The organism is Pseudomonas sp. 10(2024) (genome assembly GCF_045164175.1).
In the GTDB taxonomy this organism is placed as follows: Bacteria; Pseudomonadota; Gammaproteobacteria; order Pseudomonadales; family Pseudomonadaceae; genus Aquipseudomonas; species Aquipseudomonas alloputida.
The window spans coordinates 1501488-1516444 of record NZ_CP174006.1; the positions used below are offsets into that span (position 1 = coordinate 1501488).

At 61.6% G+C, this 14957-nt stretch carries 17 protein-coding genes; 9 read left to right on the top strand and 8 right to left on the bottom strand.

Features of this window, described 5'->3' with window-relative positions; translation table 11 throughout:
* Positions 1-42: 42 nt before the first annotated feature.
* From ACI7M0_RS06920 to ACI7M0_RS06930, 3 genes are all read right to left on the bottom strand, one after another.
* Positions 43-1221, bottom strand: coding sequence for a VWA domain-containing protein (locus ACI7M0_RS06920; protein ID WP_104886552.1), 1179 nt, complete (start codon positions 1219-1221; stop codon positions 43-45).
* Between the two features lie 13 nt (positions 1222-1234).
* Positions 1235-2080, bottom strand: a complete 846-nt coding sequence (locus tag ACI7M0_RS06925) for a MoxR family ATPase (protein WP_003254658.1) — start codon at positions 2078-2080, stop codon at positions 1235-1237.
* 201 nt (positions 2081-2281) lie between these two features.
* Positions 2282-3355, bottom strand: coding sequence for a DUF748 domain-containing protein (locus ACI7M0_RS06930; protein WP_104960995.1), 1074 nt, complete (start codon positions 3353-3355; stop codon positions 2282-2284).
* Positions 3356-3487: 132 nt separating this feature from the next.
* On the opposite strand from ACI7M0_RS06930, the gene cysK reads away from it, so the two are divergent.
* The 4 genes from cysK (at position 3488) to ACI7M0_RS06950 (ending at position 6887) form a co-directional block, all read left to right on the top strand.
* A complete protein-coding gene (gene cysK, locus ACI7M0_RS06935) occupies positions 3488-4462 on the top strand; it encodes a cysteine synthase A (protein WP_010955241.1) in 975 nt (324 codons plus the stop codon).
* 173 nt (positions 4463-4635) lie between these two features.
* Complete coding sequence (locus tag ACI7M0_RS06940; RefSeq protein ID WP_129933488.1) at positions 4636-5571, top strand: aspartyl/asparaginyl beta-hydroxylase domain-containing protein; 936 nt, start codon at positions 4636-4638, stop codon at positions 5569-5571.
* Positions 5572-5727: 156 nt separating this feature from the next.
* Positions 5728-5889: a hypothetical protein gene (locus ACI7M0_RS06945; protein ID WP_154070663.1), complete on the top strand. Its 162-nt coding sequence runs from the start codon at positions 5728-5730 to the stop codon at positions 5887-5889.
* Positions 5890-6005: 116 nt separating this feature from the next.
* Positions 6006-6887 (top strand): DMT family transporter, encoded by an 882-nt coding sequence (locus ACI7M0_RS06950; RefSeq protein ID WP_003254651.1) that lies wholly within the window; start codon positions 6006-6008, stop codon positions 6885-6887.
* A 3-nt stretch (positions 6888-6890) separates the two neighbouring features.
* On the opposite strand, the gene ACI7M0_RS06955 is transcribed toward ACI7M0_RS06950, so the two are convergent.
* Together ACI7M0_RS06955 and ACI7M0_RS06960 are read right to left on the bottom strand one after the other, a co-directional pair.
* A complete protein-coding gene (locus ACI7M0_RS06955) occupies positions 6891-7349 on the bottom strand; it encodes a DUF4265 domain-containing protein (protein WP_019436818.1) in 459 nt (152 codons plus the stop codon).
* Between the two features lie 13 nt (positions 7350-7362).
* Positions 7363-8238, bottom strand: a complete 876-nt coding sequence (locus ACI7M0_RS06960) for a DMT family transporter (protein ID WP_129933490.1) — start codon at positions 8236-8238, stop codon at positions 7363-7365.
* Between the two features lie 204 nt (positions 8239-8442).
* On the opposite strand from ACI7M0_RS06960, the gene aceK reads away from it, so the two are divergent.
* Positions 8443-10158, top strand: coding sequence for a bifunctional isocitrate dehydrogenase kinase/phosphatase (aceK, locus tag ACI7M0_RS06965; protein ID WP_129933492.1), 1716 nt, complete (start codon positions 8443-8445; stop codon positions 10156-10158).
* A 19-nt stretch (positions 10159-10177) separates the two neighbouring features.
* Here aceK and ACI7M0_RS06970 read toward each other — a convergent pair whose 3' ends face one another.
* Positions 10178-11038 carry a DUF6279 family lipoprotein gene (locus tag ACI7M0_RS06970; RefSeq protein ID WP_129933494.1) on the bottom strand — a complete coding sequence of 287 codons (861 nt, stop codon included), beginning with the start codon at positions 11036-11038 and terminating at the stop codon, positions 10178-10180.
* A gap of 130 nt (positions 11039-11168) precedes the next feature.
* On the opposite strand from ACI7M0_RS06970, the gene ACI7M0_RS06975 reads away from it, so the two are divergent.
* Positions 11169-12005 (top strand): S1 RNA-binding domain-containing protein, encoded by an 837-nt coding sequence (locus ACI7M0_RS06975; RefSeq protein ID WP_010955234.1) that lies wholly within the window; start codon positions 11169-11171, stop codon positions 12003-12005.
* Positions 12006-12010: 5 nt separating this feature from the next.
* On the opposite strand, the gene ACI7M0_RS06980 is transcribed toward ACI7M0_RS06975, so the two are convergent.
* Positions 12011-12391 (bottom strand): hypothetical protein, encoded by a 381-nt coding sequence (locus tag ACI7M0_RS06980; RefSeq protein ID WP_014590048.1) that lies wholly within the window; start codon positions 12389-12391, stop codon positions 12011-12013.
* 235 nt (positions 12392-12626) lie between these two features.
* On the opposite strand from ACI7M0_RS06980, the gene ACI7M0_RS06985 reads away from it, so the two are divergent.
* The 3 genes from ACI7M0_RS06985 to def all read left to right on the top strand — a co-directional run bounded on the left by ACI7M0_RS06985 (position 12627) and on the right by def (position 14452).
* Positions 12627-12806 carry a CsbD family protein gene (locus ACI7M0_RS06985; protein WP_012051514.1) on the top strand — a complete coding sequence of 60 codons (180 nt, stop codon included), beginning with the start codon at positions 12627-12629 and terminating at the stop codon, positions 12804-12806.
* A 153-nt stretch (positions 12807-12959) separates the two neighbouring features.
* A complete protein-coding gene (locus ACI7M0_RS06990) occupies positions 12960-13916 on the top strand; it encodes a YihY/virulence factor BrkB family protein (RefSeq protein ID WP_003254637.1) in 957 nt (318 codons plus the stop codon).
* A complete protein-coding gene (gene def, locus ACI7M0_RS06995; RefSeq protein ID WP_010955231.1) occupies positions 13916-14452 on the top strand; it encodes a peptide deformylase in 537 nt (178 codons plus the stop codon). The genes ACI7M0_RS06990 and def overlap by 1 nt, the downstream gene beginning before the upstream one ends.
* Here the strand turns inward: def and ACI7M0_RS07000 are convergent.
* A complete protein-coding gene (locus tag ACI7M0_RS07000) occupies positions 14407-14775 on the bottom strand; it encodes a GNAT family N-acetyltransferase (RefSeq protein WP_405314609.1) in 369 nt (122 codons plus the stop codon). The genes def and ACI7M0_RS07000 overlap by 46 nt on opposite strands.
* Positions 14776-14957: the final 182 nt, after the last annotated feature.

The following is a 14957-nucleotide window of genomic DNA, read 5'->3' on the forward strand; positions in this document are numbered from 1 at the left end:
GTGGGAGCGGGCGAGCCCGCGAAAGGGCCGGTACAGGCAACCTCACTTGGACAGGTAGCGCATCCCGTCCTCCAACCCTTGCAGGGTCAGCGGATACATCTTGTCCTCGATCAGGTCGCGCACCAGATGGGTCGAGGCGGTGTACTCCCAGGCCTGCTTGGGGTAAGGGTTGATCCAGATGACCTTCCTGAATTTTTCCATGAAACGCTGGATCCACACATACCCGGCTTCTTCGTTCCAGTGCTCCACGCTGCCACCGGGCTGGGTGATCTCGTAGGGCGCCATGGCCGCGTCACCGACGAACACCACCTTGTAGTCATCGCCGTACTTGTGCAGCAGGTCGAAGGTGGAAAAACGTTCGGACGTGCGGCGCAGGTTGTTCTTCCACACCGACTCATAAACGCAATTGTGGAAGTAGTAATACTCCAGGTGCTTGAACTCGGTCTTGCAGGCCGAGAACAGCTCTTCGCAGACTTTGACGTGGGCATCCATCGAACCGCCAATGTCGAACAGCAACAGCAGCTTCACGGTGTTGCGCCGCTCGGGGCGCATCTGGATGTTCAGCAGCCCGGCATCACGCGCGGTGTGGTCGATGGTGCCATCGATGTCGAGCTCTTCGGCGGCGCCTTCGCGGGCGAACTTGCGCAGCCGGCGCAGGGCCAGCTTGATGTTGCGGGTGCCAAGCTCGACCTGGTCGTCGAGGTTCTTGTACTCGCGTTGGTCCCAGACTTTTACTGCCTTGCCCTGACGCTTGCCGGCGTCACCGACGCGGATGCCCTCGGGGTTGAAACCACCCGAGCCGAATGGGCTGGTGCCGCCGGTGCCAATCCACTTGTTGCCGCCAGCGTGGCGTTCCTTTTGCTCTTCGAGGCGCTGCTTGAATGCCTCGATAAGCTTGTCCAGGCCGCCCAGCGACTGGATCTGCGCGCGTTCTTCATCGGTCAGCGAGCGCTCGAATTCCTTGCGCAGCCAGTCTTCGGGGATCAGCGCCTCGATATGCCGGTCGAGGTTTTCCAGGCCCTTGAAGTAGGCTGCGAAGGCACGGTCGAACTTGTCGAAGTGGCGTTCATCCTTCACCAGGATGGCGCGGGCGAGGTAGTAGAACTCGTCCATGTCGGCGAACACCACGCGCTTTTGCAAGGCCTGGTGCAGGTCGAGCAGTTCACGCACCGAAACCGGCACCTTGGCCGCACGCATCTCATTGAACAGATTGAGCAGCATGGCCCTGCTCCTGTCAGCGGTTGCCGCGCCGGCTCATGAAGGCCAGGCGCTCAAGCAGTTGTACATCCTGCTCGTTTTTTACCAGCGCACCGGCCAGCGGCGGGATGGCCTTGGTCGGGTCGCGTTCGCGCAGCACCGCTTCACCGATGTTGTCGGCCATCAGCAGCTTGAGCCAGTCGACCAGCTCGGAGGTGGACGGCTTTTTCTTCAGGCCCGGCACCTTGCGCACGTCGAAGAACACATCCAGCGCCTCGCTGACCAGCGACTGGCTGATGTTCGGGTAGTGCACGTCGACAATCTGCTGCAGGGTAGTGCGGTCGGGGAAGGCGATGTAGTGGAAGAAGCAGCGGCGCAGGAAAGCGTCCGGCAGCTCTTTTTCGTTGTTCGAGGTAATGATGATGATTGGCCGCTGTTTGGCCTTGATGGTCTCGTCGATTTCGTAGACGTAGAACTCCATCTTGTCGAGTTCTTGCAGCAGGTCGTTGGGGAATTCGATATCGGCCTTGTCGATTTCGTCGATCAGCAGGATGACCCGCTCGTCGGCCTCGAAGGCCTCCCAGAGCTTGCCCTTTTTCAGGTAGTTGCGCACATCGTGCACCTTGTCCACGCCCAGCTGCGAGTCGCGCAGGCGGCTGACCGCGTCGTACTCGTACAGCCCCTGGTGGGCCTTGGTGGTGGATTTGATGTGCCAGGTGATCAGGCGCGCCCCGAACGAAGCCGCCAACTGCTCGGCGAGCATGGTTTTGCCGGTGCCCGGTTCGCCCTTGACCAACAGCGGGCGTTCGAGGGTAATGGCCGCGTTTACCGCCAGTTTCAGGTCGTCTGTGGCGACGTAGTCGCGGGTGCCTTCGAACTTCATGGGGGTTTGTCCTCTGTTTAGGGCTTTGCGGGCCTCTTCGCGGATAAACCCGCGCCTAATAAGGTTGTAGGAGCGGGTTTACCCGCGAAGAGGCCCGAACAGGCAGCACATAATCTGGATTTGTTTCCGACTATAACGCGGGGCCAGGCGGCTGCAAACGCAGACCGGGTATTCAGTCCCTGAATGCCCCGTCACGCTGTCTCAGTCAGACTTCGGCGCTGGTTGCTCATAGCGCGCATTGAATGCCTGGACAAACCCATTGCGCAGGATCTGCAAGAACGCTTCGAAGGCACTGATATCCTGTTGGCGCACACTGCCGCTGAGTTCCACCCGGGTGGCGAACTGGTTTTTCGGCTGGTTCTTCAGCACCGTCTCCGTCGCCCCCACCAGGGCCTCCCACACCGAGCGGAAGAAGCCCTTGTCCTTTTCCTCGACGTCCTGTTGCCAGTCGAACACGTCGACATCGCGCAGCAGCGGTTTTATATAGCCGTTCAGCCGGCCGTTTTCTGCCTGGGCCTCGATGACCACGTCACCGTGCCCGGCATTGAAGTCGAATTTGCCGTAGGCGCTGGCAAAGTCATTCAGTTTGCGCAGCTCGATGCCGGTGGCGCGAAGCCTGAATTCGAAGTCGTCGAAATCACTGAAAGGGTCGAAGGTGGCACGGCTTTCTACCTTCGCATCCCCCGCGATGAGCGCTGTCCCTTCGAAACTGGCATCGCGACGGCCTTGCTGGTCGCGCACGTTGGTCAAGTTGTGGATGCTGGCATTCAACCGGGTGGCCTTGAGGTCGACCGGTGGCTTGGAATTGAAGTTGCGGAACGTCAGCACGCCGTTGTCGATACGCACTTCGTTGAGGGTGATGGGCAGGAGTTTTTCCAGCTGCTGGCGCCAGTCGGTACCTTGGCCGGTCTGCGATGCCTGTTTGCTACCGCCGTCGACAAAGTTCAGCTCGGGGTGCACGAAGGTCACCTCCGCGACCACCGCCTTGTCGTACCACAACGAACGCCAGCTCACCGAAAGGTCGATCAGTGGGGCGTCGAGAAGCGGTACGGGCACCTTGCCGGTGGTCTTGACGATTTTCAGCCCATTGATCTGATAGGCACCGCGCCACCAGGCCAGGTCCACATCGGCTACCTGGCCGCGGTAGTCACCCATGTCGGCCAGCTTGTCGTTTAGGTAGTCGCGCACCAGGTAGGGCAGGGCCAGGTGCAGCGCCACCAGCAGCACGATCAGGCTGGCCAGGCCGACCAGCGGCCAGCGATAGCGGGCTTTCATGAGGCTGTCTCCAAGGCGGGATGTGCGGTTGACCGCAACGTGCCGGGCTGAGTTCGAACAGGCTTTACGGGCCACCGCCGCAGGCTTACCCTTGAGACATTTCCCTGCTTTTTCATGCCAAGGACCCCTGCCATGAGCCGTATCTTCGCAGACAACGCCCACTCCATCGGTAACACGCCGCTGGTGCAGATCAACCGCATCGCCCCGCGCGGTGTGACCATCCTGGCCAAGATCGAAGGGCGCAACCCCGGGTACTCGGTCAAATGCCGCATCGGCGCGAACATGGTCTGGGACGCCGAGAGCAGCGGCAAGCTCAAACCGGGCATGACCATCGTCGAGCCCACCTCGGGCAACACCGGTATCGGCCTGGCCTTCGTCGCCGCCGCCCGCGGCTACAAGCTGATGCTGACCATGCCCGCTTCGATGAGCCTGGAGCGCCGCAAGGTGCTGAAGGCACTGGGCGCCGAGCTGGTATTGACCGATCCGGCCAAGGGCATGAAGGGCGCGATCGAGAAGGCCAACGAAATCGTCGCCTCCGACCCGGAGCAGTACTTCCTGCCGGGCCAGTTCGAAAACCCGGCCAACCCGGCCATTCACGAGAAAACCACCGGCCCTGAGATCTGGAACGACACGGACGGCGCCATCGACGTGCTGGTGGCAGGCGTGGGCACTGGCGGGACCATCACCGGCGTGTCGCGCTACATCAAACATACCCAGGGCAAGGCCATCCTGTCGGTGGCAGTGGAACCCGTGGCATCGCCCCTGATCAGCCAGACCCTGGCCGGCGAAGAACTCAAGCCAAGCCCGCACAAAATCCAGGGCATCGGCGCCGGTTTCGTGCCGAAAAACCTCGACTTGTCGATTGTCGACCAAGTGGAGACGGTGACCGACGAAGAGTCCAAGGCCATGGCGATTCGCCTGATGCAGGAAGAGGGCATCCTTTGTGGTATTTCCTGCGGTGCGGCAATGGCGGCAGCGGTGCGCCTGGCCGAAAAACCGGAAATGCAGGGTAAGACCATCGTCGTAATCCTGCCCGATTCGGGCGAGCGATACTTGTCGAGCATGCTGTTCAGCGACATGTTCAGCGAGCAGGAAACCCAGCAGTAATCGGCCTTGCCGCTGATCCGGGGCAACGATCGGCGGACTGGTTTATTGCAAAATCTTCATGAATGCGATCCCGCCCGGGTTGTTTTTACCGCGGCGGGATCAGTTTATGATGGCAGGATGATTTTCTGGAGAGCAGGCAGCGCAGCCCTGACTCTTCCTCAAGGAGTGAAAGCATGACCTTTTCCTTTGCAGCCAAGGCGGGTGTCTTGCTGGTGTTTTTCGGCAGCGTGCTGTTCGTGCATTTGCGCGGCAAGGCCCGCCTGCCGGTGTTGCGCCAGTTCGTCAACCATTCGGCGCTGTTCGCCCCCTACAACGCGTTGATGTACCTGTTTTCCGGCGTGCCGTCCAAGCCCTATCTGGACCGTCAGCGCTTCCCGGAGCTGGACGTGTTGAAGGACAACTGGCAGGAAATCCGCGAAGAGGCCATGCGCCTGTTCGACGAAGGCTATATCCGTGCCGCTGAGAAAGATAACGACGCCGGCTTCGGTTCGTTCTTCAAGAAGGGCTGGAAGCGCTTTTACCTGAAGTGGTACGACAAACCGCTGCCTTCGGCGCAAACCCTTTGCCCGCGCACTGTCGAGCTGGTCAGCCGCATCCCCAATGTCAAGGGCGCAATGTTTGCCCTGCTACCCGGCGGCAGCCATCTGAACCCGCACCGCGACCCGTTCGCAGGTTCGCTGCGTTATCACCTGGGGCTGTCCACGCCCAACTCCGACGCATGTCGCATCTATGTGGACGGTGAGCAGTACGCCTGGCGTGATGGCGAAGACGTGATGTTCGATGAAACCTACGTGCACTGGGTCAAGAACGAAACCGACGTAACCCGCGTGATCCTGTTCTGCGACATCGAGCGCCCGCTGAGTAGCCCGCTGATGACGCGCATCAACCGTAAGGTCAGTGCCTTCCTCGGCCGCGCCACCGCGCCGCAGAACACCGACGACGAGCGCGTGGGCGGGATCAACCAGGCGTACGCCTGGAGCAAGCGCTTCAGCAACAAGATCAGCAGCCATGTGAAGCAGTTCAAACGTGCCAACCCCAAGGCTTACCGCGTGCTGCGGCCGGTACTGGCGGTGGTGGTGGCGTATCTGTTGTATCGCTGGTTGTTCTGATTTTTTCTGGTCTAACCGGCCGCTTTGCGGGGCAAGCCCGCTGCCACAGGTGCGCCTCATCCTTCAAGGACGAGGGCGCGCGCGTGGAGGCGGGGTTGTGCTGCGAAGAATCACTCGCTATATTCCAGAACATTCACTTCTGCAAAGAACCCTGTCATGCCCGCCATCCCTTCCACCACACGCTTTGCCATCGCGCCAGTCGCGGGCATGGTCGTGCGTGGTAGCCAGCAGCCGGTCATGATCTGTCACTCCCCACCACCTGTCAGTGGCGTCGTAGGCGGCGTAGCTCCGCCTCATTGCGTGGTCGTGCTGGGCTGATCGGCTTCGTGCCGTACCCCTTCACACGCGCAACCTACTGAACACGGTCGGCCACTGCTCACGTTGAAGCGCACGCCGTCCGTTTGGCTTATCTGCCTACTATCAGGTGGCAATTCATGTCTGTCTTTACCAAAACGTCCGTGGCCTCGGCGGCCACTACCTGCCTGTTCGTCCTGCTGTGGAGCAGCGGGGCGATCGTCTCCAAGCTCGGCCTGGCGCATGCCAGCCCGTTTGCCTTTCTGCTGTTGCGCTCGGCGCTGGCCCTGGCCGGCCTGTTGCTGATCGGCCCGTTGCTAGGGCTGCGCTGGCCGCGTACTCGCGGGAGCATTCTGCGCGCCCTGGGTACAGGGTGTGTGCTGCTCGGTGCCTATCAGATTTTCTATCTGTTGGCGCTTGATACCCATGTCACCCCCGGCGTCATGGCCACGGTGATGGGGGTACAACCGATCCTCACCGTGGTGCTGATGGAACGCCAGCGTTCCTGGAGCCGTTTGTTCGGCCTGGGGTTGGGGTTGGGCGGCTTGATCATGGTGGTCTACCAGGGCATCAACCTGGGCGGGGTATCGCTGGCGGGCATGCTGTTCGCCCTGCTGGCGCTGGTCAGCATGACCTTTGGCTCGATCCTGCAGAAGCGCATTACCGACAACCCCATGGGCACACTGCCGCTGCAGTACCTGGCCGGCTTTGCCATGTGCGCGCTGTTCGCACCTCTGCAACCGCTTCATGTCGAGTGGACCGGCAGCTTCGTCGGTGCGCTGCTGTGGATGGGCCTGGTGGTCTCGCTGCTGGCAACCTTGCTGCTGTACCGGCTGATCGCCAAGGGCAACCTGGTCAATGTCACCAGCCTGTTCTACCTGGTGCCGGCGGTGACTGCGGTGATGGACTTGCTGATCTTCGGTAACCGCCTGGCACCACTCAGCCTGCTGGGCATGGGGCTGATCGTGGTTGGGCTGCTGTTCGTGTTTCGCAAGCCCGCCGCGCGCCTGGCCGAAGCGTAGGCCCTAGCGGAACTCTTCGGGGATGGCGTGGCGCAACACGCCTTCCTCGAAGTCCAGCAGGCCGGCTTCGCGCTGGGTGAGCAGGTAGTAGAGCAGGGTATCGAGCGAGCGTTGCGGCGGGACCTCGACCGCCAACATCTTCACTGCTTGTTCGGTTTCACAGGCGCAGCCGAAATCCAGCAATGCTGCGCGTACCTGGTCGAGGGTTTCCGGTGGTTTGACGACCACCCGGAACACCGAGCTGCCGCTGCTGTGGCGCAGTTCTGCGAACCAGGTTTCGCCTGCTTCCTCGCGGGTGTCGATCACGTCGCCCGGGGCGATGCCATAGACATGGAAGGGTATGTTGTCGATGGCATAGCCGCCTTCCACGGCCTTGGCCCACAGGCCCTCGACCGAGGCCGGTGGGTAGCCGTTCTCGTCCTGTTCCAGGCGGAACAGGACCTTTTTGTACGCGCTGTTCATGCAGTACCCCGCTTCAGTTGCGCGCCGGGCGCAGCACCAGCCACAAGGCCAGGCCAATCAGCAGGCCGCCGTATAGGTGCGCCATCGACAACGGCTCATTCAGCAGCCATGCCCCCCACAATACGCCGAATACCGGGATCAGGAAGGTTACGGTGCTGGCTTTTACCGGGCCGATTTCTTCGAGCAGGCGGAAGTACAGGATGTAGGCAAAGGCGGTGCACAGCAAACCCAGCCCCAGCAACGACAACCACACCTCCCAGCCCCCCCAGCTGGCGGGCGGTTGGGTGAGTGCGCTCCAGCCGAACAGCGGGGTCAGCATCAGCGTGGCGCCGAGCATGCTGCCCAGTGCGGAAAGGCGGCTGTCCAGGCCGCTGATCCAGCGGCGGGCGAGGAACCCGGCAAAGCCGTAGCAGGTGGTGGCCGCCAGGCAGGCGAGGGCGCCTTGCAGCAGGGCCATGTCCAGTGCCACCGGGCCGGCGCCGCTAAGGATGCCGACGCCGAACAGGCCAAGGAAGATGCCGCAGAGTTTGGCCAGGGTCATTGGCTCGCGGAAGAACAGTACGCCGACCAGCACGCCCATCAACGGGGTGGTGGCGTTGAAGATCGCCGAATAGCCGGCCGGCAGCACCTGGGCCGCCACCGAGTAGAAGGTGGCGGGGATGCCGGAGTTGATCATGCCCAGCACCAGGCACGCACCGAGCTTGCCCTGGAAGTCCCAGCGCACACGGGCGGCGGCCAGTATCACGATCAGGCCCAGACAGGCGATGGAGACCCGGAAGAACGCGGTCGGCACCGTGCCCAGTTCGGGGGCGATGATGCGCATGAACAGGAAACTCGCTCCCCAGACGGCGGCAAGGGTCAGCAGGCGGGCTAGGGCGATGGGGCTCACAACGGTCTCCGGAGGTAAGGCAGGGGCGCGAGTGTACGCCAGGGGGCGGGGGGATTCTTGTGCTTTCTTGCTGTGTAATTCCTCTTGGGCTGCGGGGCTCTGGGCAAGGCAGCTGCAACTACAGCTCGGGCCTTCAATGGCAGTAACCCATGAAGCCAAGGGCGGCTAAGCTCTGTACTCAATCCCAGCTCCGAGGCCCCACGCATGTCCCAGCCCTGGCCCGCTGTCGAAATCGCCCGGATGATCCTCGCCGGCTTCGACGACTACCGCGATCATTTCCAGCGCATCACCCTTGGTGCTCGCCAGCGCTTCGAGCAGGCGTGCTGGCAGGATATCCAGCAGGCCGCCGCTGCCCGCATCAATCTCTACGAAGAGAAAGTCGCCGAAGTCAACGGTTGGCTGCGCCAGGCCTTTGCCGCAGAGGTGCTGCTGGATGTGGAACAGTGGCCGCTGGTGAAAAACGCCTATATCCACCTGATCGACCCACGCCTGGACGACGAGCTGGCAGAGACTTGGTACAACTCGCTGTTTTGCAGCCTGTTCAGCCATGACCTGATCAGCGATGGCTGCATGTTCATCCACACTACCCGGCCTTCCATGCGCGGCCGCGAGCGCGCCGCGCAAACCCGTACCTATCGGCTTGACGGCAGTCTCAGGAACTTGCTGCGCGCGGTGTTCGCCGATTACCCGTTCGACATGCCCTATGGCGACCTGGAAGGCGACCTGGCGCGGCTGGAAGAACAACTGCGCGAATGCCTGCCCGACTGGGTGTGCAAGGACCCGGCTCTGGCCGTGGAGCTGTTTGTACCCGTGCTTTACCGCAACAAGGGGGCCTATCTGGTCGGCCGCCTGTACAACAGCGATGAGCAGTGGCCGTTGGTGATTCCCTTGCTGCACCGCGAGGGCCACGGCATCGAGGCCGATGCGCTGATTACCGACGAGGCCGAGGTGTCGATCATCTTTTCGTTCACCCGCTCTTACTTCATGGCCGATGTCCCGGTGCCCGCCGAGTTCGTCAATTTCCTCAAGCGCATCCTGCCGGGCAAGCACATTGCCGAGCTGTATACCTCGATCGGGTTCTACAAGCAGGGCAAGTCGGAGTTCTACCGCGCACTGATCAACCACCTGGCCAGCAGTGATGACCGCTTTGTCATGGCGCCAGGGGTGCGGGGCATGGTCATGAGCGTGTTCACCTTGCCCGGCTTCAATACGGTGTTCAAGATCATCAAGGACCGCTTCTCGCCATCGAAAACCGTGGATCGCGCCACGGTGATCGACAAGTATCGGCTGGTGAAGAGTGTCGACCGGGTGGGGCGTATGGCCGACACCCAGGAGTTTGCCGATTTTCGCTTTCCGCGCAGCAAGTTCGAGCCGGATTGCCTGGCCGAGTTGCTGGAGGTGGCGCCGTCGACGGTGGCGCTGGAGGGCGACACAGTGCTGATCCGCCACTGTTGGACCGAGCGGCGCATGACGCCGTTGAACCTGTACCTGGAGCAGGCCACCGAGGGCCAGGTGCTGGAGGCACTGGAGGACTATGGCCTGGCCATCAAGCAATTGGCGGCGGCGAACATCTTCCCCGGCGACATGCTGCTGAAGAACTTCGGCGTGACCCGCCATGGCCGGGTCGTGTTCTACGACTATGACGAAATCAGCTTCCTGACCGAGGTGAATTTCCGCCACATCCCGCCACCGCGTTACCCGGAGGACGAAATGTCGGGCGAGCCGTGGTACTCGATCGGCCCGCATGATGTGTTTCCCGAAGAGTTTCCGCCGTTTCTGTTTGCCGATATGGGCCAGCGGCGGTTGTTCAGCCGCTTGCATGGGGAACTGTATGACGCGGATTACTGGAAGGGGCTGCAGGCGGCGATACGTGAAGGGAAAGTGATCGATGTGTTTCCGTATCGGCGCAAGGCCCGGTGAATCAGCGCGAACAGGCCTGTCACTCCTTCAAACACTTCATCTCGCTCAAATGGGTACGCACCTTGCCCAACCGTTCCTGCAGGAACCTCCGTTGCTGCGGGGTGCTCTGCCGCACCAGGTCCACCAGCAGGCTGCGTGCCTGCTGCTCGCTATTCCGATACGCCGCCCGGTATTCGGGTGTCCACAAACTCTCCTTGCGTTGCAACAAGGTCGCCAGGCGCGGTTCGAAGCTGGAGTCGTTGCGCTGGTTCATTGCCAACAGCAGTTGCTGCTGCCAGTGGGCACGGTTGGCGATCCATTCACGGTTCTGGTCACCCAGCGCTTGAGACCAGGCCTGGATGCGTTGCTTCTGTACCGCCGTCAACTCGCCAAACCATGGCTTCAGGCGTTTTTCCATGCGCTCGCTACGGCGGGCCATCTGCTTGGGCAATGGCGTATCCACATACTGCTTCTGCCGTTCACTGATGTCTTCGCGGAAGGCCTCCCGCATTTGCGCTACCTGGTTGTCGCTCATGCCGCGCAGCAGTTCGGTGGCCGAAGGGGTGATTTCCTCGGCCACCCGACCAATCGCTTCACGGACCTCGCGGGTGCTTTGCTGCAGGGCCTGGTCGGTGACCTGGTCGTCGGCGACCATGTCACGTAGCCGGTCGAGCCAGTCGAGGTAGCCGGGCAGTTGAGTCTTGCAATGCCAGGCCAGGTGCTCGCGCAACCGATCATCCAGCAGCGCCCTTTGCTCGCGGTTCATGTCCAGGTAGTCGCTCAGCGACCACGGCACCAGGCGGTCGAGGTTGCGATAGGCCAGGTCGATGCGGCTGCAGGCGGCCAAGGCCAGGGCGAATCCGATGGCGATAAGCAGGGCTTTGGGCAGGCGTAGCGGCATGTGCTGTTCCTTCCTCAGGCTGGCCAGAAGGTAGATGCAAGTGCGGCCTGGCGGTTCCACTGCATGAGTGGTCGGGCCATGTGGTGGCTTCAGGTGTAGAATAGCCGCCTTGTCTTGAGGATCATCGGAAATGGCTCTGCTTGGGCGTTACAACAGTTTGCAAATCGTGAAACACGTGGACTTCGGTCTGTACCTGGACGGCGGCGCCGATGGCGAGATCCTGCTGCCCGGGCGCTACATCCCGAAAAACGCCGAGACCGAGGTCGATGACTGGTTGAACGTGTTCATCTACCTGGACAGCGAAGACCAGCTGATCGCCACCACCGAGAAGCCCAAGGTGCAGGTTGGCGAGTTCGCCAGCCTGAAGGTCAAGGACATCAACGGTGCCGGTATCTTCCTGGACTGGGGCCTGTCCAAGGACTTGCTGATGCCGTACTCGGAAGAGGCTCGGCCACTGAAGATCGGTGATTACTGCGTGGTGCACGTGTACCTCGACAAGCGCACCCGCCGGATCACTGCCACGTCGCGCCTGGACCGCTACCTCGATGTCACCCCAGCCGACTACAAGGTTGGCCAGCCGGTCGAGCTGCTGGTGGCCGGCGAAACGCCGATGGGCTTCAAGGCCATCATCAACAACCGCCACTGGGGCCTGATCCACAAGAACGAGGTGTTCAAGTTCTTGCGCTCGGGCATGCACGAGAAGGGCTTCATCAAGGAAGTGCGCCAGGACGGCAAGATTTCACTGAGCCTGCAGCCGGTAGGCGCCGCCCTGGCGGACACCCTGCAAGAGCAGATCATGGCGCGCCTGGAAGCCGAAGGCGGGGTGTTGGGGGTGTGCGACAAGAGTGACCCTGCGTTGATCAGTAAGCTGTTCAACGTCAGCAAGGGCAACTTCAAGAAGGCCATTGGCGGGTTGTTCAAGCAGGGCCTGATCGTCATCCATGACGATCGCATCGAGAAAGCCTGACGGCCTTACGCCTGTACGAAGTTGCGGAAGTCCAGCTGCTCGCCACCCGGACGGGTGTCGCGCAGCAGCGAGTCACGGTCGGCGCTGAGGGCCAGGCTGATGGTGGAGCGGCGCTTGCCAGGCTTGCGCACTTCCATTTGCTCAAGGTGAGCCTTGAGGAAATTGGTGGGCACCTTCAGGTGCTGCAGCTCATCGCTTTCCGGCGTGTGCAGCAGCAGGTTGACCCAGTCGGCCTGGCCCTTGCCCAGCAGTGCCACCGGCACTTCGAACCACCACAGGTTGCGTTTGCTGTCCAGAGTGGCGAACAGAGTATTGCTGCTGGTCAGCACCGGCCGTGCCAGTGCTTCGTTGCGCCGGGCGATGGCGGCGGGTTTGTCGAGTTTCATGCAGGTTCCTGCGCGTTGACGCTATGAAGGCCTGCATTGTGAGGGGTGGCACGGGGCGGAGCAAGGTTTGTGACTTGCGGTGCCAGTGCCGGCCTCTTCGCGGGCTTGGGCGGTATTCGCCTGCCGTTTTACCGTTCGGCTTCTGGCCGGGAAATCCGTTGAAACTCCTGGCCCAGGCGTTGGGTCAACCTTCTGTCGACACGGTTCACGTGTCTCCATTTGCAGGAGTTTTGCCATGAGCGGTACTAAAGACAAAGCGAAAGGCTTGGCCAACGAAGCGATCGGCAACGTGAAACAGGGTGTTGGCAAGGTGACCGACAACGACAAGCTGCGGGCCGAAGGCAAGGCGCAGGAGCTCAAAGGCGAGGCGCAGCAGGTCAAGGGCAATGTGAAGGATGCGGTGAAGAAACCTTGACTTGAGGCGGTGCCGGCCTCTTCTCGGGTGAACCCGCGAAGAGGCCGGCACTTATTCGTAAGCAAATTCTTCAACCACGGCCGGGAGCAGCACAGCTCGGGCACGGTCTATTAGACTTGCCTGTGTAACGATCAAGCGGCGAAAGGAGACGCTATGATTTTCCCCGACCTGCGCGGCTTGCCCCTGCACCGCGTGCTGGTTCGCACCGTCAAGGAATTCCTCGACGACGAGATGTCCACCTATGCCTCAGCGCTGGCCTACCAGGCGCTGTTCTCGCTATTCCCCTTCCTGTTGTTCCTGATTGCCCTGATCGGTTTCCTGCACTTGCCGGACTTTTTCTCCTGGCTGCGTCTGCAATCGGAACTGGTGTTGCCACCCCAGGCGCTGGAGCAGGTGAATCCGGTGATCGACCAGTTGCAGCAATCCAAGGGTGGGCTGCTGTCGGTGGGTATCGTGATCGCCCTGTGGACCGCCTCCGCCGGCGTGCGCCTGATGATGAGCGCCATGAACGCCGCTTACGATGTGCCCGAAGGTCGCCCGGTGTGGAAGCGTATCCCGCTTTCCATTTTCTACACCGTGGGCCTGGCTGGCATGCTGCTGGCGGCCGCAGCGCTGATGGTGCTGGGCCCGCAGGTGATGGAATGGATAGCTGCCCAGATCGGCATGCAGGAGTTCATCGTCACACTGTGGACCATCCTGCGCTGGCCGGTGATCATCATTCTGCTGATGGTGGCAGTAGCCCTGATCTATTACGTGATGCCTGATGTGAAACAGCAGTTTCGCTTCATCACCCCGGGCTCGGTGCTGGCGGTTGTGGTGTGGATCGTGGCCTCACTGGGCTTTGCCTACTACGTGAAGACCTTTGCCGATTACAACGCCATGTACGGCAGCATTGGTGCAATCATCGTGCTGTTGCTGTATTTCTATATTTCGGCTGCCGTGCTGCTGCTCGGCGCCGAAATGAATGCGGTGATCGAGCACATGTCAGCCGAAGGCAAGAACCCGGGCGAGAAAGACTTCGACGGGGAAAAGCCCAAGGAAACCTTGACTGTACTGGGTCACGAGCACCCGAACCCGAGCAAGCCTCATAGCGTCGAGCCGAACCCCTGATGATCCGTGACATTCTCAAGATGGGCGACGAACGCCTGCTGCGCATCGCTCCGCCAGTGCCCGAGCACATGCTTGGCAGTGCCGAACTGCAGCAACTGATCGACGACATGTTCGAAACCATGCGTCACGTCGGCGGTGTGGGCCTGGCCGCCCCGCAGGTCGGCATCGACCTGCAGTTGGTGATTTTCGGCTTCGAGCGCAGCGAGCGATACCCCGATGCCGAGGCGGTGCCGCAGACCATTCTGCTGAATCCGGTCATCACCCCGACCTCCAGCGAGGTCGAGGACGGCTGGGAGGGTTGTCTGTCGGTGCCTGGCTTGCGCGGCGTGGTGCCGCGCTTCAAGCATATCTGCTACCAAGGGATCGACCCCCAGGGCAGCCCGATCAACCGCTTTGCCGATGGCTTCCATGCACGGGTGGTGCAACACGAGTGCGACCACTTGATCGGCCGGCTATACCCCTCGCGCATTCAGGACTTTGCCAAGTTCGGCTATACCGAGGTGCTGTTCCCTGGGCTCGAGGTCAGCGAGGACTGACCTCGCTGCAGGGCTACCAGGCGTTTGTTGCGCTGATAGCGTAGCAGGCGGCTGGCCAGGGCTTCTGGCAGCTGTTGGGCCAGGTCGAAACCCAGGCGCTGGTAGAAGGGCGTCAGGTCGGGATGACAGAACAGCCAGACGGGCCCGTCAACCTGCGCCAGCGCGGCCTTGACCAATCGCGCAGCCACCCCTTGGTTGCGCCGCTGCGGGGCGACGAACAGGCCCGTCAGCCAGAATCCCTCACCCACCGCACTCAGGCTCAGCCCGGCGATGATGCCAGGGGCCCGTGCTACCCACAGTTCGGCGTCGCCTGCAGCGCGCATGCGTGAGCTGTGCTGGCGGTAGAAGTGGTCGAGCAAACGGCGTTCTGTGTCCGAAAGCGTCGAACAGGACAATTGTTCAGAAATGGTGAGTCCTACCCTGAAACGAGGCCAGAGGCTCTGGCCTGATGATTTGCGGCCACTTTGTCGCAGATTGTTGCAAAACCGGCAAGGGTGAATATCCG

Coding starts and splice junctions, on each gene's coding strand:
- def (WP_010955231.1), top strand. CDS start 13,916: ATGATCCGTGACATTCTCAAGATGGGCGACGAACGCCTGCTGCGCATC.
- ACI7M0_RS06970 (WP_129933494.1), bottom strand. CDS start 11,038: ATGCCGCTACGCCTGCCCAAAGCCCTGCTTATCGCCATCGGATTCGCC.
- ACI7M0_RS06940 (WP_129933488.1), top strand. CDS start 4,636: ATGACCTTTTCCTTTGCAGCCAAGGCGGGTGTCTTGCTGGTGTTTTTC.
- ACI7M0_RS07000 (WP_405314609.1), bottom strand. CDS start 14,775: ATGCGCGCTGCAGGCGACGCCGAACTGTGGGTAGCACGGGCCCCTGGC.
- ACI7M0_RS06975 (WP_010955234.1), top strand. CDS start 11,169: ATGGCTCTGCTTGGGCGTTACAACAGTTTGCAAATCGTGAAACACGTG.
- ACI7M0_RS06930 (WP_104960995.1), bottom strand. CDS start 3,355: ATGAAAGCCCGCTATCGCTGGCCGCTGGTCGGCCTGGCCAGCCTGATC.
- ACI7M0_RS06920 (WP_104886552.1), bottom strand. CDS start 1,221: ATGCTGCTCAATCTGTTCAATGAGATGCGTGCGGCCAAGGTGCCGGTT.
- ACI7M0_RS06955 (WP_019436818.1), bottom strand. CDS start 7,349: ATGAACAGCGCGTACAAAAAGGTCCTGTTCCGCCTGGAACAGGACGAG.
- ACI7M0_RS06990 (WP_003254637.1), top strand. CDS start 12,960: ATGATTTTCCCCGACCTGCGCGGCTTGCCCCTGCACCGCGTGCTGGTT.
- aceK (WP_129933492.1), top strand. CDS start 8,443: ATGTCCCAGCCCTGGCCCGCTGTCGAAATCGCCCGGATGATCCTCGCC.
- ACI7M0_RS06925 (WP_003254658.1), bottom strand. CDS start 2,080: ATGAAGTTCGAAGGCACCCGCGACTACGTCGCCACAGACGACCTGAAA.
- ACI7M0_RS06950 (WP_003254651.1), top strand. CDS start 6,006: ATGTCTGTCTTTACCAAAACGTCCGTGGCCTCGGCGGCCACTACCTGC.
- ACI7M0_RS06945 (WP_154070663.1), top strand. CDS start 5,728: ATGCCCGCCATCCCTTCCACCACACGCTTTGCCATCGCGCCAGTCGCG.
- cysK (WP_010955241.1), top strand. CDS start 3,488: ATGAGCCGTATCTTCGCAGACAACGCCCACTCCATCGGTAACACGCCG.
- ACI7M0_RS06985 (WP_012051514.1), top strand. CDS start 12,627: ATGAGCGGTACTAAAGACAAAGCGAAAGGCTTGGCCAACGAAGCGATC.
- ACI7M0_RS06980 (WP_014590048.1), bottom strand. CDS start 12,391: ATGAAACTCGACAAACCCGCCGCCATCGCCCGGCGCAACGAAGCACTG.